This window comes from Agromyces mediolanus (assembly GCF_023715325.1).
GTDB lineage: Bacteria > Actinomycetota > Actinomycetes > Actinomycetales > Microbacteriaceae > Agromyces > Agromyces mediolanus_A.
The window spans coordinates 247,798-264,701 of record NZ_JAMBNX010000001.1 but is presented as its reverse complement, the minus strand read 5'-3'; the positions used below and the strand labels follow the sequence as shown (position 1 = coordinate 264,701).

The 16,904-nt window shown below is 69.0% G+C and carries 16 protein-coding genes, 1 tRNA gene and 1 pseudogene; 13 read left to right on the top strand and 5 right to left on the bottom strand.

Features of this window, described 5'->3' with window-relative positions:
• Positions 1-10 precede the first annotated feature (10 nt).
• The 5 genes from M3147_RS01295 (at position 11) to M3147_RS01275 (ending at position 5,246) form a co-directional block, all read left to right on the top strand.
• On the top strand, positions 11-1,621 hold the full coding sequence (locus M3147_RS01295) for a M23 family metallopeptidase (RefSeq protein ID WP_188550601.1): 1,611 nt from the start codon (positions 11-13) through the stop codon (positions 1,619-1,621).
• Between the two features lie 6 nt (positions 1,622-1,627).
• On the top strand, positions 1,628-1,894 hold the full coding sequence (locus M3147_RS01290) for a DUF6112 family protein (RefSeq protein WP_013601305.1): 267 nt from the start codon (positions 1,628-1,630) through the stop codon (positions 1,892-1,894).
• A 171-nt stretch (positions 1,895-2,065) separates the two neighbouring features.
• Positions 2,066-2,362 (top strand): DUF6112 family protein, encoded by a 297-nt coding sequence (locus tag M3147_RS01285; protein ID WP_241263536.1) that lies wholly within the window; start codon positions 2,066-2,068, stop codon positions 2,360-2,362.
• A 31-nt stretch (positions 2,363-2,393) separates the two neighbouring features.
• Positions 2,394-3,773, top strand: coding sequence for a hypothetical protein (locus M3147_RS01280; RefSeq protein WP_013601307.1), 1,380 nt, complete (start codon positions 2,394-2,396; stop codon positions 3,771-3,773).
• A gap of 3 nt (positions 3,774-3,776) precedes the next feature.
• Positions 3,777-5,246, top strand: coding sequence for a PrgI family protein (locus M3147_RS01275; protein WP_013601308.1), 1,470 nt, complete (start codon positions 3,777-3,779; stop codon positions 5,244-5,246).
• Positions 5,247-5,288: 42 nt separating this feature from the next.
• Here the strand turns inward: M3147_RS01275 and M3147_RS01270 are convergent, their stop codons facing one another.
• Entirely contained in the window at positions 5,289-6,050 is a 762-nt protein-coding gene (locus tag M3147_RS01270; RefSeq protein WP_013601309.1) for a hypothetical protein, read from the bottom strand.
• 149 nt (positions 6,051-6,199) lie between these two features.
• On the opposite strand from M3147_RS01270, the gene M3147_RS01265 reads away from it, so the two are divergent.
• The 8 genes and pseudogenes from M3147_RS01265 to M3147_RS01230 all read left to right on the top strand — a co-directional run.
• Positions 6,200-7,030, top strand: coding sequence for a hypothetical protein (locus M3147_RS01265; RefSeq protein ID WP_251201714.1), 831 nt, complete (start codon positions 6,200-6,202; stop codon positions 7,028-7,030).
• On the top strand, positions 7,027-8,511 hold the full coding sequence (locus tag M3147_RS01260; RefSeq protein WP_188550603.1) for an ATP-binding protein: 1,485 nt from the start codon (positions 7,027-7,029) through the stop codon (positions 8,509-8,511). Before M3147_RS01265 ends, M3147_RS01260 begins: the two co-directional genes overlap by 4 nt.
• A complete protein-coding gene (locus M3147_RS01255) occupies positions 8,508-9,059 on the top strand; it encodes a hypothetical protein (protein WP_251201713.1) in 552 nt (183 codons plus the stop codon). The genes M3147_RS01260 and M3147_RS01255 overlap by 4 nt, the downstream gene beginning before the upstream one ends.
• Positions 9,056-10,834 (top strand): type IV secretory system conjugative DNA transfer family protein, encoded by a 1,779-nt coding sequence (locus M3147_RS01250; protein WP_251201712.1) that lies wholly within the window; start codon positions 9,056-9,058, stop codon positions 10,832-10,834. Before M3147_RS01255 ends, M3147_RS01250 begins: the two co-directional genes overlap by 4 nt.
• Positions 10,835-10,914: 80 nt before the next feature.
• Positions 10,915-11,355, top strand: coding sequence for a single-stranded DNA-binding protein (locus M3147_RS01245; RefSeq protein WP_013601314.1), 441 nt, complete (start codon positions 10,915-10,917; stop codon positions 11,353-11,355).
• Positions 11,356-11,392: 37 nt separating this feature from the next.
• Complete coding sequence (locus M3147_RS01240) at positions 11,393-11,932, top strand: hypothetical protein (protein WP_013601315.1); 540 nt, start codon at positions 11,393-11,395, stop codon at positions 11,930-11,932.
• Between the two features lie 4 nt (positions 11,933-11,936).
• Entirely contained in the window at positions 11,937-12,164 is a 228-nt protein-coding gene (locus M3147_RS01235) for a hypothetical protein (RefSeq protein WP_013601316.1), read from the top strand.
• Between the two features lie 181 nt (positions 12,165-12,345).
• Positions 12,346-13,386: pseudogene (locus M3147_RS01230) on the top strand (recombinase family protein); the annotation flags it as partial.
• 613 nt (positions 13,387-13,999) lie between these two features.
• Here the strand turns inward: M3147_RS01230 and M3147_RS01225 are convergent.
• The 4 genes from M3147_RS01225 to galU all read right to left on the bottom strand — a co-directional run bounded on the left by M3147_RS01225 (position 14,000) and on the right by galU (position 16,900).
• Positions 14,000-14,072 (bottom strand) — tRNA-Ala (locus M3147_RS01225).
• Positions 14,073-14,143: 71 nt separating this feature from the next.
• Positions 14,144-15,193, bottom strand: coding sequence for a hypothetical protein (locus M3147_RS01220; RefSeq protein WP_251201711.1), 1,050 nt, complete (start codon positions 15,191-15,193; stop codon positions 14,144-14,146).
• A 96-nt stretch (positions 15,194-15,289) separates the two neighbouring features.
• Positions 15,290-15,952, bottom strand: a complete 663-nt coding sequence (locus M3147_RS01215; protein ID WP_251201710.1) for a GNAT family N-acetyltransferase — start codon at positions 15,950-15,952, stop codon at positions 15,290-15,292.
• Positions 15,953-16,003: 51 nt separating this feature from the next.
• Positions 16,004-16,900 (bottom strand): UTP--glucose-1-phosphate uridylyltransferase GalU, encoded by an 897-nt coding sequence (gene galU / locus M3147_RS01210; protein ID WP_251201709.1) that lies wholly within the window; start codon positions 16,898-16,900, stop codon positions 16,004-16,006.
• Between the last annotated feature and the right edge of the window lie 4 nt (positions 16,901-16,904).

Below are 16,904 nucleotides of genomic sequence, written 5' to 3'. Positions count from 1 at the left end.
GGTTGGCGTCGTGTTCCGCAAAGCCGCCATCGCAGCCCTGGCGCTGCTGCTCTTCGCCCCCGCCGCCGCACTCCTCGGCATCGGGGTGCTGATGAACCCCGCTGCCGCCTACTGCGCCACCCCTGCCGGTACCGCGAACCTCGGCCCGATCCCGGACTCGCTCACCGTGACCACCACGAACGGCGAGACCTTCACCCTGAATCGTCAACAGCTCACGCACGCGGCAACGATCATCACCGTCGGCAACGGCATCACCGACGTGGGCCGCCCGGGAATCAAGATCGCGCTGATGGCCGCGCTCACCGAGTCCACACTGCGGATGCTCACCAACACCGGCGCATACCCTGAGTCGGCGAACTACCCGAACGACGGCAACGGCGGCGACCACGACTCCCTCGGCCTGTTCCAGATGCGCCCCCAATCAGGATGGGGCACCGTCGCAGAGTTGATGGACCCGCAGTACCAGGCCCGAGCGTTCTTCGGCGGGCCGACCGGACCGAACTACCCCTCGCCACGCGGCCTGCTCGACATCCCCGGCTGGCAACAGATGGACCCCGGCGAAGCCGCCCAAGCCGTCGAGGTCTCCGCCTACCCCGACCGCTACCGCAACTACGCGCCCGTCGCCGACAGCATCCTCGCCGCCCTCACCAACGGCGGCAGCACTCCGGTTGGCGTGGGTGGCCCGGCGGTCTCGTCGTCGCGGGTGGTATTCCCACTGCCCGAGGGCACCTGGGTGCTGTCCTCGCCGTTCGGGATGCGGGTGCACCCGATCACGGGCGAACGAAAGATACACACCGGCACCGACTTCGCCGCACCCGACGGCACGCCGATCCTCGCCGCCGCGGACGGCACCGTCACCATCGCCGAGTTCTCCGGCGGGTACGGCGGCCTCATCGTCATCGAGCACACCATCGCCGGCAAGACCGTCGCGACCGCTTACGCACACATGTGGCAAAGCGGCATCCACGTCCGTCCCGGCGATCGGGTGAGCGCCGGGCAGCACATCGGCGATGTCGGCTCCTCGGGCATGAGCACCGGCGCACATCTGCACTTCGAGGTCCGGCCCGGCGGCACGAACGGTGAGGCAATCGACGCCGCCGCCTGGCTCAACGAGCACGGTGCCGCGAACCTGCCGACGGCGACCAGCGGATCACCCGCTGCCTGCAACAACGCCACTGCGGGGACGCCGGTCGGTGTCGATGGAGACCCCGACCGGCTCGTCGACGATCCCACCAGCTCGGGCAAGATCACCGCCCGCCTGCTCCACCTCTACCAGCAGACCCTCGCCACGTTCCCCGACACCGGCTGGGGCTGCTACTCACCGCGCCCCGGCACCAAGTCCGAGCATCCCCTCGGCAGGGCGTGCGACATCACCTTCGGCAACCGCATCGGCCAGCGACCCAACCCAGAACAGCTCGACGCCGGCTGGAAGGTCACCAACTGGATGAAGGACAACGCCGACGTGCTCGGCGTCGAGTACCTGATCTGGCAAGGCCAAATCTGGTCCCTCGCCCGCGACTCCGACGGCTGGCGACCGTACAACGGCGGAGGCATGCACGACCCCGCCTCCATCACCGGAGGCCACTACGACCACCTCCACGTCACAGTCAAGGTGGGGTGATCGGCGATGGGTGTCTTCCCCGACTTCGACGGGCTCGGCGGTATCGGAGACCTCCGCGCCGTGGTCGGCGCGCTCCTGACGTTCGTCCTGATCGTCGCCGTCCTCATGCTGATCGTCTCGGCGATCGTCTGGGCCATCGCAACGGCCCACGGCAACTACGCCACCGCCAGCAAGGGACGAATCGGAGTCCTCGTCGCCGTCGGTGCCGCCGTCCTCGCCGGAGGCGGCGTCGCCTGGATGAACTGGCTCCTCAACCTCGGCCAACAGCTCTGACACCGAACACCTCTGAGCCCGTTGATGCCCACGTCCTCACCGGCGTGGGCATTGCTATTCCGTCGCCGAGGGGTCACGGGTGCACCTGTGGCGTGTACCCCGTCTGCGAGTTCGTGGGCGGGCCGCCCGTCGCTAAGGAGTCCTACCGTGTTCGATCTGCTCGCCAACGTCATGTCCGCGCCGTTGCTGGTGCCGATGGACATCAACATTGACCCCAACACCGACGGCCTGCCGGGGATCAACCAGTTGCGAACCATCGTCGGCGCGGTGATGACCATCGGCCTGATCCTGTCCGTGCTCGCGCTGATTGTGTCCGCGATCGTGTGGGGCTTCGGCGCGAACTCGTCGAACCCGCACCTCGCCTCGCGCGGGAAGATCGGCGTCCTCGTCTCCTGCGGTGCTGCGGTGATTTGCGGCGCGAGCGTGACGCTCATCAACTTCTTCTGGAACGTCGGCCAGTCCGTCTGACCCGCCCCGTCGTCGAGAGCTGGTGTTCGTGATGGGCGTGTGCGACGTTCCCGTGATCTCCTCGGTCTGCGATGCCGTCGGCGAAGGAGCTGCGTCTCTGGTCGCGGCCCCGTTCGACTGGCTCGCCCAGGCGATGGGTGCCGCCGCGGGGTGGCTGTTCGAGGCGGTCTGGTCGGTCTTCGACACCACGACGCTGGTGGATGTCACCAAGCCCGGTTACATCGCCGTCTACAACCTGTTGTTCGGTATCGCGGTCTTCGTGATGCTGATCTTCTTCTGCCTCCAACTCATTACCGGGCTGATCCGACGCGACCCCACCGCCCTCACCCGCGCCGCCCTGGGTCTGGCGAAGTCCGTCCTCGGGTCGTTCGTGGTCATCACGCTGACGGCGCTGCTGCTGGAGGTCGTTGATCAGCTGTGCATCGGGATCGTGCAGGCCGCCGGGGAAACGACCGAGTCGATGGGCGACAAGATCGCCCTGCTCGCTGCGGGGCTGGTCGGGATCAATATCGCCGCTCCCGGCGTGGGCGCGATCATCACGATCTTCATGGCCGGGCTCGCGATCACTGCCGCCGCGATCGTGTGGCTGTCCCTGCTCGTCAGGAAGGCGCTGCTGTTGGTGGCGGTCGTGTTCGCGCCGCTCGCGTTTAGCGGCGCGTCGTGGGATGCCTCGCGGGGGTGGATCGGGAAGTGGGCGATGTTCGTGGTCGCGCTGATCTGCTCCAAGCTCGTGCTCGTCGTGATGTTCCTCGTCGCGATCACCCAAGTCTCCGCACCGATCGACGCCGACCTCGCCTCGGTCAGCGACCCCATCGCGGGAATCGTGCTGATGGCGATGGCCGCATTCGCCCCGTATCTCACGTACAAGTTCATCGCGTTCGTCGGGTTCGACATGTACCACGCGATCGGCTCCGAGCAGGATGCCAAGAGCGCCCTCAACCGTCCGATCCCCGTCCCGACCAAGCCGCAAGGCGGCGGCGACCCGAAGAAGGTGCTCGACGGAGCCAGCAGTGGCGGCGGGAACGCGGGCGGAGGTTCTGGTGGAGGAAGCAGCGCCCCGCCACCGCCGAAGACCCCGGCACCGGCACACGCCGCGAGCGGCGGAGGTGCCGCCGCTGGTGGAGGGGCCGCAGCCGGCGGGGGCGGCGCAGCCGCGGCCGGTCCCGTCGCGGCAGGCGTCGTGGTCGGGGCGAGTGTCGCCAAGGGTGCCGCGACCGCCGGGCCGAAAGCCGGAACCGCGCTGGGAGCCCAGGGCGAGCACGCCGCCGACGCCGCCGCGCAGACACCGCCACCTCCCGCAGCCTCGCCTGCGGCACCGCCGTCGAGCCCGGCACCACGACCGCCGAGCACCGACCCGTCACCGCCACCGAAGCAGCCCCCGCCGCCCGCGCCACGCCCACCGAAGGAGTAGACGATGAGCAGCACGAACCACGACCGTCCCACCGCGGGCGAACTCGTGCCGGTGAAGTTCTCCCGCCTCACCCGCCGCGGTGTCCTCCTCGGTCTGTCGCTGACCCAGCTCATCACGCTCGCCATCGGCGGAGCCACACTCATCGGCGCGTTCTACGCCGGCGGCGGGATGCTGCTCGCCTACACCGCCCCCATCTGGGTACTCGCCGCCGCACTGACCTGGATACCCATCGCGGGCCGGCCCATCGTGGAATGGCTACCCATCGCCTGCTGGTGGCTGTGGCGCACCACCGGCGGGCAACTGCTCTACCGACACAGGATCGTCGTCCCACGCCCCGTCGGAACCCTCGCCCTGCCCGGCGACATGGCGCGACTGCGCGAATACACCGACCCCGACACCAGCGCCGGAATGATCCACGACCCCCACGCCGCAACCTTGACCGTGGTGTGCGAGGTCACCCATCCCGCGTTCGTGCTCCTCGACCCCGGCGAACAGGAACGCCGCGTCAGCTCCTGGGGTCGCGTCCTGGCCACCGTCTGCCGCTCCGGGCGGATCGCGACGCTACAAGTCCTCGAACGCACCCTCCCAGACTCCGGCACCGGACTCGCCGAATGGTGGGCCACCCACGGCACCCCGGACGGCTCGTGGGCGGCCGACACCTACGCAGAACTCATCGACCGCGCCGGCCCAGCCGGCGAACGGCACGCCACCACACTCTCGCTATCACTGGACATGAAGACCAGTGCGCGGCAGATCAGGACCGCGGGCGGCGGGATTCGTGGTGCTGCCGCCGTGCTGCGGCAGGAGATGAACACGCTCGTCGCCGCGCTCCGCTCCGCCGACCTCTCGCCGTCGGGATGGCTGACGCCGGGGCAGATCGCGGTGATGCTGCGCTCCGCCTACGACCCCGCTATCGCCGCCACGCTGGAACGCCACGGCAGGCTCGGCCAATCCCTTGCGACCGCAGGGCCGGTCGCGGTCACCGAGACTTGGGGCAAGCTCCGCACCGACTCCGCCCACCACGCAGTGCTCTGGGTCAGCGAGTGGCCCAGGTCGCTCGTCTATCCGGGATTCCTGTCGCCGGTGCTGCTGTCCACCGGCATCCAGCGGTCGTTCTCGCTGATCTGCACCCCCATGCGTTCCGACGCCGCTGCTCGCGACATCCGCAAGAAGAAGGTCGAGCACATCTCCGACCAGGCCCAGCGCGCGAAGATCGGCCAGATCGAAGACGCCTCACAGACCGCCGAGTACCACGACGTGCTCCAGCAAGAAGCCGACCTCACCGCCGGACACGGCATCCTCCGCTACACCGGCCTCATCGCCGTCTCCGCACCCACCGTCGAAGAACTCGACGCCGCCGTCGCCGCCATCGAGCAAGCCGCGATCCAGGCATCTTGTGAGACCCGGCTGCTCGTCGGCCAGCAAGCCGCCGCCTTCACCGCCGCTGCGCTCCCGCTCTGCCGGAGGGTCTGACGGGTCTTACGTGCCTCGCAGTGTGAAGCCCGTACCAAACGACTACGCGCTGTCCCTCGTGCGGTCGGCGATTGACCTTGGAGCGTCGACCTGCCGCGGACGAACGAGAACATACTCGCCGTCAGGGGTCATGCTCTCGCGCAGCAGCTCAACGACGCGCACGAGCGTCGCATCGTCAATCGTCGGTCCGTCCAGAGCGGCGCGGACCGCGTCTTCCAACTCGCTTGGAAGCACCTCGTCGTCGATGCGGACATTGGCGAGCATTGATCGCGCGCGAGCTGCGTATTGGTCCGCCAGCAACGCTGAAAGAAGAATCGCCTGGTACTGCTCCGCCGTCATGCTCTGTGGGCTGCGCGCCAGCTCTTCCGACGGTGGCTCATTATGCTCGGCGAGCGGACCTTCAAGGTACGCAGTAGGAACCTCATCTACCTTGCCGACTTCGACAGAGAACGTCTGCCGTGGCGGTCGAGTTGTGGCCCACTTCCACAGTCTTGAGACACCGAGGACCGCGGCGTCCACCGCAACATCAACTCCACGTTCAATGTAGGGCGCTAACGCCTCCATGATTGCGTCGCCGACTTGGTACCGGAACTCCTGACCGGGCGAAGGGCGCGCTGGTACCAAGGGTCCGCGCGACCGCACGATCTCGTCGATGTCGGCTGGGCGAGACTCAGTAGGACCGAGCAGGTTCTTGGTGTCGTCGTCACGGAGCAGGTCCCGTTCATACCCACGGGTCGCCCGCGACTCGGAACGGTGGGTTCCCTCGCGACGCCGCACCCAACGCAGCTCTTCGTCGTCGTTCATGCCTCACCTCCTCGGTGGTCGAAGTTTACCGGCGTCGAGCGCGGTGGGCTGGAGGAATGAGAAGCCCCTTGCTGCTGAATGCCTCAAATGATCTGCGGGTGCACGGGGGCGCACCTCGTGGGTGACATGACCTACCGATGGAGGCCACCATGCCCACGTTCTTCGATTCGACCGCGGATGCAGCGGAGGCATCCGAAGCCTTGCGCGGACTCGCGCACCCGAGCCGGGGGTTCGATCAGCCCGCCGAGATGTACGGGGTGATCGGTGATCTGTCCTCGGGGATGCGCTCGCTGCGGCAGGCACTCGATCAGATCGCCGATGTTCACGAGCGCAAGGTCGCGCACGCCTTCAATGACGCCGGAAGCCACGAGGCAGGAGTGCGTGACGCCCTCGCTGCTGCGGAGGAACTGCGTCAGGCGGCGAACCTCGTCGACCGGGCGTATGACCGGCTCGCGGAAGGGTTCATCGCCGCCGGGCGGATCGCCTGGCACCCTGAGCCCGCCGTCGAGGAGGCCGCGCCGTCTCGGTGGGTCAGTGTGGTGTTCCTTCAGGGCGAGGAGGCGGACCGGCCGTTGCGCATCCTCGGCGAGCTGGGGCATGTCGATGCGGTGGACTTCCTCGCGCAGTGGGACTACGGCGACGAGACCACGCAGGCCGCGCTGGAGAACGGGTACGTCTACGACGAGCCCGGCGAGGGCCCCAACGACCAGGTGGCGCTCTCGGGCGACTACGCGCTGGTCGTCAACCCGCACGTCGGCTACGTCTCGCTCCTGCGCCGCTACACCGAACCGGAAGCAGAGCCCCAGGACGCCGAACCAGTCGGAACCCCTCCGGTGCAGGCTGGGCCGGAGTTGCTGGTGTCGTACTCGTCGCCGGGTGCCACGGAGCGGGCCGATGTGCCGACGGCGAAGCGGGATGGGTCGTGGTTCGAGCCGGCCAAGATCACGGCTGTCAAGCAGGCGCGAGGGCTGGTGCTGTGACCGAGGATCGCGCGCGGCTGCACACCGCAGTTCTGGTAGCGCCGTCGAAGGAGCGGCGGAAGCTCCGGAAGCAGCGCCGCAAGGCAGAGGCCCGGCTCCACGCCGAGCAGCGTCGGGCCGCGCTCGCCGCGGCGAAGGCGAAGGCCGAGGAGGAGCGTGCCGAGCGGCGCGCCACGGTCTACCTGCCGAAGTCTGGCGAACCGGGTGCCGCGAGGCTGCGCACTCCGGGTCGGTTCCATCTGACGCGGCATCAGGACACGTCGGCGACGCTGGCGGGTGCGTATCCGTTCGTCGCCGAGGGTGGGCTCGGTGCCGATGGTGTGTTCGTCGGCCAAGACCTGTACTCGGGCGGGAGTTTCGTCTACGACCCGTGGGTGCTCTACGCGCGCGGGATCATCACCGCGCCGAACGTGGTGCTGGCCGGGATCGTCGGCTCAGGCAAGTCCTCGCTAGCCAAGTCGCTCTACACGCGGTCGCTGCCGTTCGGGCGGCGCGTGTACGTGCCCGGCGACCCGAAAGGCGAACACACCGCCGTCGCGAACGCCGTCGGCGGACGCGCCATCGTCCTCGGGCACGGGCTCAACACTCGCCTGAACCCGCTCGACGAAGGTCACCGGCCCAGCGGACTGTCGGACGCGCAGTGGGCCTCGACCGTCGCGGCGCGGCGTCGTGACCTGATCGGCGCGCTCGCGGAGACCGTGCTCGCGCGAGGCTTGTCGCCGTTGGAGCACACCGCGATCGACATCGCCCTGACCCAGACCGTGTGGGAGAACGACGTGCCGATCCTGCCGATGGTCGTCGATCACATCCTCGCCCCCAGCAAGGATGCCGACGGCAGGCTGGCCGAGGACGGCAGGCTCGTCGGCCACGCGCTACGCCGCCTCGTCGCAGGCGACCTGGCCGGGCTGTTCGACGGCCCCTCCACGGTCGCGTTTGATCCGTCATTGCCGATGATCTCCCTCGACCTCTCGCGGGTCACCGAGAACTCGACCCTCATCTCAGTCCTGATGACGTGCTCGTCAGCGTGGATGGAATCCGCACTGCTCGACCCGAACGGTGGGCAGCGGTGGGTGATCTACGACGAGGCATGGCGGCTCATGTCCCACCCGGCGCTGTTGCGGCGGATGGATGCGCACTGGCGACTCGCCAGGCACTACGGGATCGCGAACATGCTGATCTTCCACAAGCTCACCGACCTCGACAACGTGGGCGACCAAGGCTCCGCCATGCGCTCCCTGGCCAACTCGCTGCTCGCGAACGCGGAGACGCGGATCGTGTACCGGCAGGAATCCGACCAGCTCGGACCGACCGCGACCGCCCTCGGTCTGACCGGCACTGAGCAGCAACTCTTGCCGAACCTCGGCGTCGGCCAAGGCCTGTGGCGGATCAAGGCGAGGAGCTTCGTCTGCCAGCACCAGCTCCACCCCGACGAACTCGCCCTGTTCGACACCAGCAGCCGCGCCGCGGGAGGTCACCGATGAACCTCACGGGCCCGCGCCGATCCACCACGACCGACGACGATGCCACGGCTCCCGTCGAGCTGCCGCACGTCCTCGTCACCGTCGCCGACGACGGAAGCCTCGCCGCGACGGTCGATGGAACACCACTTCCGTCACCGGACGCGGGCGCGTGGACGCGAGCGACGTTCGGGCCGCTCATGGACGCCATCACCAAGGACCGCACCGTCGCCGTCCGGGTCGAAGTTCGCGAGACCGATGGAAGTGTCTTCACCGATATCCTCCGCACACGCAAGACCCGACGCGCCGTGGCCCCGCCCGAGACCCCTGTGCCAGAGACTCGTCGGAGTCGCCAGGCCCGACGAGTGCCGCGCCTGGCTGAGGTCACCGCCGAGGGGTTCGTACCCGGCGAGGATGTCGCCGTCGCGACGATCGTCTCCCACACCGACGCCACCGGAACCGGCGAGGCCCACGCACTCATCGACCTCGACGACCTGCCCGACGCAAGCGCGCCCGAGGTGATCCTCCTTGGGCGCATCTCCGGCACCCTCGCGGTGCGGCGGCTGACATGAACCAGCGGCAAGCCGGGAGCATGGGCGACGAACTCACCAACGCCGCCCTCATCGGCCTGATCGGCATGTTCGGGATCGCTCTCGTCCTCCGCGCGGCCGGCAGCGTCGCCGCGCTCCTCACCAGCACGCCCCAGCCCGACGCCGGCGCAGCGGCGGGGCTCGCCGTGCTGTTCAACCCCGGCGACCCCGCGACCGCGCTCGGTGCCGACGGACTCAACCCGCTCGTCTACTGGCTCGTCAGCACGACACTGCTCGGCGGACTCGCAGCCGGGATCGTCTGGGTCTGGATCGTGCTGCGTCGACACACGCGGAAGACCGAGACCGACCCGCACCGACTCGCGGGGATCGCGACCAGCCATGAAGTCAAGACCGCAGCATCCGCGAAGGCACTGCTTCACCGTGCGGCCACGCTGCGGCCCTCCTTGGAGTCGCCGGCACCGCAGGATGTCGGCTACCTCCTGGGGGCCAGTCGTGGCACGAAAGTCTGGGCATCGGTCGAGGACTCGATCCTGCTGATCGGCCCGCCCCGCTCCGGCAAGGGATTGCACGTCGTCATCAACGCGATCCTTGACGCCCCCGGTGCGGTCGTCACCACCAGCACGAGGCCCGACAACCTCACCGCGACCCTTCGCGCTCGACGCCGCAAAGGCGGGCCGGTCGCCGTGTTCGACCCCCAACACCTCGCCGAAGGCATCCCCGCCGGACTCCGCTGGTCACCCATTCGCGGCTGCGACGATCCGCTCACCGCGATGATCCGCGCCAACGGACTCGCCGCCGCCACCGGCCTCAGCGCCGGAGGCGTCGAGTCGGGTGGGTTCTGGGAGGGAAAGACCCGCACCGCACTCCAGAGCCTGCTGCACGCCGCCGAACTCGACGGCCGCCCACCGGCCGAGCTGTTCAGGTGGACCCTCGACCCCAGCGCAGCGACCGAGGCCGTCGCCATCCTCAACTCCCACCCGAACGCGGCGATGGGTTGGGACGACTCCCTTGGTGCGATGATCGACGCCGACCCCAAGACCCGCGACAGCATCTGGCAAGGCGTCTCCCTCGCACTCGCCGCCCTCGCCGACCCGCGCGTGCTCGATGCCGTCACGCCCGGCCCGCACGAGCACTTCGACCCCGAGACCTTCCTCACCGAACAAGGCACCCTCTACCTACTCGCCACCGGGGCGGGAGCAGGAGCCTCCGCATCGCTGGTCGCGGCATTCGTCGAAGACCTCATCGAAACCGCCCGCAGGCTTGCCGCCCGCTCACCCGGAGCACGGCTCGACCCGCCGCTATTGCTCGCGCTCGATGAGATCGGGAACCTCGCACCGCTGCCATCCCTGCCGACGCTCATGGCCGAAGGCGGCGGCACCGGAATCACGACCATGCCGGTCTTGCAGTCCCTCGCCCAAGCACGCGACAGGTGGAGTGAACACCAGGCCGGCGCGATCTGGGACGCCAGCATCGTCAAGATCATCCTCGGCGGCGCATCCAACAGCCGCGATCTCCAAGACCTCTCCACCCTCATCGGTGAGCGTGACGAGTACACCGACAGCGTGACCCTTGGCGACCACGGCACCCGCTCCAACCAGCGTTCGGTCCGCCGTGTGCCGATTCTGCCGCCAGACCGCATCCGCACCCTGCCGTTCGGCACCGGCATCACGATGCTGCGCTCCGCACCGCCCATCGTCACCGATCTGCGCGCCTGGCCGACCCGGCCCGACGCCGCGCAGCTCCGCAGCGACCGCAACGAACTCGAAGCATTGCTGCGCCACCGCCCCGCGTCCTGACGACGCTTGGAAGGGCCAGCGCACCTGCCTGACAGAGCGACCACACGCAGTTGGTCGCCCGAGTTCAGGAGGAGGCCATCATGGCCATTCACACCCAGGAATCGTTGTCGGGCTTCATCGCTTCGGAGCCGTTGCTCACTGAGACGGCCAAGGGAGACGCTAGGTTCTTCGCCCGTATCGGCAAGGAGCACTTCCGCCGCGAGGACGATGGTTCGTTCACGCAGACCGAGACGACCTATCACCACCTGGTGATGTTCGGGCGTTCCGCTGAGCACGCGCACGCGAGCTTCGCCCAGGGCGACAACTTCGTCGCCGAGGGCTACACGCGGCCGGTCAACTACGAGCGCAACGGTCAGGCGATCGAGGGCGAAGAGTTCGTCGCCAAGAAGATCGGCCACGACACCGCGCGGACCCGCTACGAGGTGGACCGGACGCCGCGCAATGGAGTCGGCCGGGACGCAGCGGCGTACGACCCGACGCAGCGAGCAGCGACTGCGACGCACGCCCCGGTCAGCATGTGAGTTCGGGAGCCACAGCACCATGAACGATCAGCATGAGATGGATGAGCCGGACGTCTTCGACGGGCCGCCCCGCGTCACCAACGCGGACATGCCCGAACCGCCGCACCCCGTGAACTGGAACCTGCTGACGGCGCACGAGCTGGAGCAGGAATGGCTCGCGCTGAACCGGTGGGTTGACTGGCTGCGACGCACCTACGGCCTCACGGTCGCGGTGGTGCCGCCGTACTGGCATCACCACCCGGAGATGGTCTGGGAGCTGTCTGCGCTGCACCTGCATTGGCTTGCGGCTTACGACCCCGAGCAGAACGCATCCGCGCCGCTCGGCTGGCACCGCGACTTCGCCGACGCACGAGAGCGTCTTCGCCATTGGGTCACCGCCTGCGGGACTCGTGGAGACCGCGACCGCCCGACCCGGCAAGCTGCTTGGCCCGGTGAGGACCCAGCGCCCACGATCCAGGACTTCACCTTCGCTGACCGGGACATCGAGTTCGTCGAGTTCGTCATCGCGCAAGTCCGCAAGCGCCAGGAGGCCGAAGACGAGTTCTACGCCAACCTGGCCGGCGACGAGACTCCGTAGACCGATGAGCCGCTATGCCAAGAAGACCGACCGTCGCCCCTACGAGGAGCGGTCGTTCTCCGTCCGGGCCGTCCACCGCGAACGCGCCGACCTGCACAAGCTCGCCGAGGTTCTCATCCGGCTGACGTTGCAGGAGACCGGCGAGAGCCGCGCGGCCCGCGAGGCCGTGCGGGTGCCCGACACCTACCGGGCGGCGACGGATGGCCTGGCCGCCTCCGAAGCCGCCCGGTAGAATGAACCTTGCAAGCCTCGCGATGCGGGGTGTTGTGGCCTAAACCTCGCCGCTCGGCGAGCAACACGCACCGAGACCATCGGGTCCCGCCCTACAGCCTTCATCGGCTGCTCTCACGATCAACACCCCTCCCACCAACAGTGGGAGCGCGAGGGTCGAACCGCGTGAGAGTGAGCCCCCGATGACCACCATTGCCGATGATCCGGCTACCAGCCTCATCGACCCGCCCAACACTGCGGCTGCCGCCGTGTCGTACCTGCGGGTCTCGACCCGCGAGCAGGCAGAGAAGGGCGGGACCGACGAGGGCTTCTCGATCCCCGCCCAGCGCGAAGCGACCCGGCGTAAGGCCGAACAGCTCGGCGCCGGCATCGTCGAGGAGTTCGTCGACGCGGGAGCCTCAGCCAAGTCGTCCGACCGGCCCGAACTGATGCGGATGATCCAGTACGTCAAGACCAACAAGGTCGCGTACTGCATCGTTCACAAGGTCGACCGGCTCGCCAGGAACCGCGCCGACGACGTGAGCATCCACCTCGCACTCCAACAGTGCGGGGTCATGCTCGTGTCCGCGTCCGAGAACATCGACGAGACCCCCTCGGGGATGCTCCTGCACGGCATCATGTCCACCATCGCCGAGTTCTACTCCCGCAACCTCGCCACCGAGGTCGCCAAGGGCATGACCCAAAAGGCCATCGGCGGCGGCACGAACGGACGAGCGCCCATCGGCTATCTGAATGTCCGCAAGCGCGACGAACTCGGCCGCGAAGTCCGCACCATCGAGCTCGATCCTGAACGGGCACCGATGATCGAGTGGGCGTTCAAGGCCTACGCCTCGGGCAACTGGAGCGTCAGCCAGCTCCATGACGAACTCACCTCGCGCGGGCTGCGCAGTCTGCCCACCCCGAAGCGGCCGGCGAAGCCGCTGGCCGTGTCCACCATCCACCGGCTCCTGACCAACCCGTACTACAAAGGCGATGTCGTCTACCGAGGCACCCGCTACAAGGGCAACCACCCGGCGCTCGTGCCCGCCGAGGTCTGGTACCAGGTCCAGTCCGTGCTCACCGCGCACCAGTGCGCCGTCGAGGCAACCCAAGTCCACGGCCACTACCTCAAAGGCACCATCCACTGCGGCCAGTGCGGGTCCCGGCTCATCGTCTCCAACGCGAAGAACCGCCACGGCAACGTCTACTGCTACTTCGTGTGCTCCGGTCGGCATTCCAAGCGCACCGACTGCACGCGCCAGGCGATGCTCATCGAGGACGTCGCGAAGCTCGTCGAGGACTACTACACGCGCGTCCAGATCACGCCGGCTCAGCAGGACGCGCTCGCGGGGATGCTCCACCACGAGTTCGACCGGCTCATGGCCGCCGAAACCGAGGAACTGGAACGCCTCACCGCCAACCGCGACCGGCTCGAAGGCGAGCAGGACCGCCTCATGCAGGCGCACTACGCCGACGCGATCCCGCTCTCCGTGCTCAAGCGCGAGCAAGACCGCATCGTCGCCGAACTCGACCAGGTGACCCGCCGTATCGACGCCCACTTCGGTGACTACGCCGACGCTCGCGCCCACCTCGACGACGCGCTCGGCCTGCTCGCCAACTGCGCTGACATCTACGCCCGCTGCGACGACACCAACCGGCGGCTGTGCAACCAGGCGTTCTTCACGAAGGTCTACATCGACGAGGACAACGAGCTGCGCGTCGAGCACAACCGGCCCTTCGAGATGCTCCTCGATCCACAGGTCAACGCCAACGCCCTGACCTGGGCCGCAGACACCAACAAAACCCGAACCTCAACCAACGTTTCCGTTGGCAAGGGTTCGAGCCTTGTGCGTGGGGTGGACCCAGGGGGATTCGAACCCCCGACCTTCTCATTGCGAACGAGACGCGCTACCAACTGCGCCATGGGCCCGAGCCGTGAACGAGCCTATCACCTCCGACGGCTTGGTAGTGACCACCGCCGACGAGGTCGGACCGACCCGATCAGACGGCGCGGCGTCGCCGCAGCACGGTGTCGAGATCGTTGAAACCGGGCTCCGCCTTCCCCACGATCCCCATCGCCGCATAGGGGTTCGGTGCCGACTCCGCGCGGGCCGGCGCAGCCGGACGAGCGGATGCCGCGGAGGGGGCGGGTGCCGCCGCACGGTCGGCCACGGCGGCCGGTCGCAGCACGGGCACCTTGGGCGCGCGCCGCTCCGCCTTGGCCGCGATCGCCTCGTCCGTCACCGCGCGCTGCAGTTTCGCCGCGGCTTCGACGGATGCCATCGCGGTCGCCGCGATCGTGCCGCGCGACAGATGCAGCGGCCGAGGCAACGGCTGGGGCGTCCACTCCGGCGATCGCGTCGGTGCGACCGGCAACTCGATCGGCTCGAACGCCGGCGCCGGCGGGGCCACGGCGACGGGAGCCACCGAGGAGGAGGCTGCCACGGCGCCGGGCCGAGCCAGGCGCACGAGTCCGATGGCCGCCACGGCGCCGACACCGACCGCACCCACCAGCAGGGCGACCGGCCACGCCATGGCGAGACCCGCGAGCACCACGATGGTCGAGACGAGCACGGCCAGCGAGCAGAGGGCACGCCCACGGCGGCGCGCGGCGCGCGCGGCACCGCTCGACGCCGGGACGAGCGGCGCTGCGCTCGGAACCGGGACCGCGGGCATCGACTGCGTCAAGGCGAGGCGAGTGGCGCGCTCGCGGGCGGCGGCGACGGCCTGCTCAGCCGCGCGGCGCTCGACCAGCGCCATCTGCGCTTCGGCCTCCGCCGCGAGGCGAGCGGCCTCGGCCTGGTGCGCGGCGGCCTGCTCCTGGGCGGCGAGGATGCGCTGCTGGGCGACGACCTCGCGGGCCGTCGCCTCCAGCCGGACCGCGTCCGGCGTCTCCGCCGTCTCGGCGAGCACCCGGAGGGTCTGCTGGAGCCGGATGGCGTGGCGTTCGCTCACCTCGTACTGGCGACGGCGGAACCAGTTGGGCAGCAGGTAGACGATCCACAGCGCGGCGGCCACCGCCACCAGCACGCCCCCGCCCACCACGTCCATGCATCAACGGTAGGGCACAGACGCCCGAGGTCCCGCGCGATTCGCGGGTGTGTCAGTGCGGGATGCCGCGCCGGCCCGCGCCGAGGCATCCGTCCGTCAGCGACCGTCGAGTTGCAGGGGGTGCGACGCCGCCACGCGGTCGGCCGGATGGATCTCCGCCGCGGCGGGCGGCACCCGGCCGTCGCGCCACCGTTGGAGGACACCTCGTGGCACCTCCTCGGCGACGAGTCCGAACGCGAAGTGGTCGCGCCAGTCGCCGTCGATGTGGATGTACCGGCGACGCAGCCCCTCGTACCGGAATCCCAGCTTCTCGACGACGCGAAGCGAGGGCGCGTTCTCCGGGCGGATGCAGATCTCCATCCGATGCAGGCGCAGCGTGCGGAAGCAATAGTCGGTGGCGAGGGCGACGGCAGCGGGGGTGAGTCCGCGGCCCGCCGCGCTCTGCGCCACCCAGTACCCGATCGTCGCCGACGACAGAGAACCGTAGGAGATCGAGGACACGTTCAGCTGCCCCACGAGCTCGCCGTCGACTTCGAGCACGAACGGCAGGCCGTGTCCGGCGCGGGCGTGCGAGAGCAGGTTCCGGATGGAGCTCTTCACGTCGATCGCGAAGCCGCCGCCCGGATACGTGGCCTCCCAGCGCCGCAACCACGCCCGATTCTCGACGAGGACGCGCTCCAACGCACGCGCGTCGCGCACCCGGATGCCCCGGAGCACGAGCTCGCCGTCGCGGAGCGTGGGAAGGGCGGCTGAAGCCATGGTGAGAGGGTAGCGGCCCGGAGGCGCCGGCGGGGTGCGCCGCTCGGCGGACTAGTCGTCGAGCCCGGCGACGTAGCCGCGGAGCCAGTCCTTGAGGTCGGCGCCCAAGTCGTCACGGTCGCCGGCGAGCTGCACGACGGCCTTGATGTAGTCGAGCTTGTCGCCGGTGTCGTAGCGCCGGCCGCGGAACACGACGCCGTAGACGCCGCCGGTGCCCTCGACATCGCCCGCCATCTCCATCAGCGCGTCGGTGAGCTGGATCTCGCCGCCCTTGCCGGGTTCGGTGCGCTCGAGCACCTCGAAGACCTCGGGCTTCAGCACATAGCGCCCGATGACCGCGTAGTTCGACGGGGCGACCTCCTTGGCCGGCTTCTCGACGAGCCCCGTGATGCGCACCACCTCGGGGTCGTCGGTGGGCTCCACCTCGGCGGCGCCGTAGAGGTGGATGCTGTCGGGGTCGACCTCGAGGAGGGCGACGATCGAAGCGTCGCGCTTGCCCTGTTCGGCGAGCATGCGGGTGAGCAGCTCGTCGCGGGCGTCGATGATGTCGTCGCCGAGCAGGACGGCGAACGGCTCGTCGCCGACGTGCATGCTCGCGCGCAGCACGGCGTGGCCGAGCCCGAGCGGGTCGCCCTGGCGCACGTAGTGCATGTCGGCGAGATCGGTCGACTCGTTGACCTTCTGGAGCTTGGCGGTGTCGCCCTTGGCCTCGAGGGTCGCCTCGAGCTCGGCGACTCGGTCGAAATGGTTCTCCAGCGCGTACTTGTTGCGCCCGGTCACCATGAGCACATCGTTGAGCCCGGCGTTGACCGCTTCCTCGACGACGTACTGGATCGCCGGCTTGTCGACGACCGGGAGCATCTCCTTCGGCATCGCCTTGGTCGCCGGCAGGAAGCGAGTCCCCAGACCGGCCGCAGGGATAACGGCCTTCGTAATACGCTCGGTCATCCCG

What these genes read in the sequence shown, in the direction of transcription:
- M3147_RS01290 (WP_013601305.1), top strand. Translation starts at nt 1,628, where the DNA reads ATGGGTGTCTTCCCCGACTTCGACGGGCTCGGCGGTATCGGAGACCTC.
- M3147_RS01285 (WP_241263536.1), top strand. Translation starts at nt 2,066, where the DNA reads ATGTCCGCGCCGTTGCTGGTGCCGATGGACATCAACATTGACCCCAAC.
- M3147_RS01280 (WP_013601307.1), top strand. Translation starts at nt 2,394, where the DNA reads ATGGGCGTGTGCGACGTTCCCGTGATCTCCTCGGTCTGCGATGCCGTC.
- M3147_RS01275 (WP_013601308.1), top strand. Translation starts at nt 3,777, where the DNA reads ATGAGCAGCACGAACCACGACCGTCCCACCGCGGGCGAACTCGTGCCG.
- M3147_RS01270 (WP_013601309.1), bottom strand. Translation starts at nt 6,050, where the DNA reads ATGAACGACGACGAAGAGCTGCGTTGGGTGCGGCGTCGCGAGGGAACC.
- M3147_RS01265 (WP_251201714.1), top strand. Translation starts at nt 6,200, where the DNA reads ATGCCCACGTTCTTCGATTCGACCGCGGATGCAGCGGAGGCATCCGAA.
- M3147_RS01255 (WP_251201713.1), top strand. Translation starts at nt 8,508, where the DNA reads ATGAACCTCACGGGCCCGCGCCGATCCACCACGACCGACGACGATGCC.
- M3147_RS01250 (WP_251201712.1), top strand. Translation starts at nt 9,056, where the DNA reads ATGAACCAGCGGCAAGCCGGGAGCATGGGCGACGAACTCACCAACGCC.
- M3147_RS01245 (WP_013601314.1), top strand. Translation starts at nt 10,915, where the DNA reads ATGGCCATTCACACCCAGGAATCGTTGTCGGGCTTCATCGCTTCGGAG.
- M3147_RS01240 (WP_013601315.1), top strand. Translation starts at nt 11,393, where the DNA reads ATGGATGAGCCGGACGTCTTCGACGGGCCGCCCCGCGTCACCAACGCG.
- M3147_RS01235 (WP_013601316.1), top strand. Translation starts at nt 11,937, where the DNA reads ATGAGCCGCTATGCCAAGAAGACCGACCGTCGCCCCTACGAGGAGCGG.
- M3147_RS01220 (WP_251201711.1), bottom strand. Translation starts at nt 15,193, where the DNA reads ATGGACGTGGTGGGCGGGGGCGTGCTGGTGGCGGTGGCCGCCGCGCTG.
- M3147_RS01215 (WP_251201710.1), bottom strand. Translation starts at nt 15,952, where the DNA reads ATGGCTTCAGCCGCCCTTCCCACGCTCCGCGACGGCGAGCTCGTGCTC.
- galU (WP_251201709.1), bottom strand. Translation starts at nt 16,900, where the DNA reads ATGACCGAGCGTATTACGAAGGCCGTTATCCCTGCGGCCGGTCTGGGG.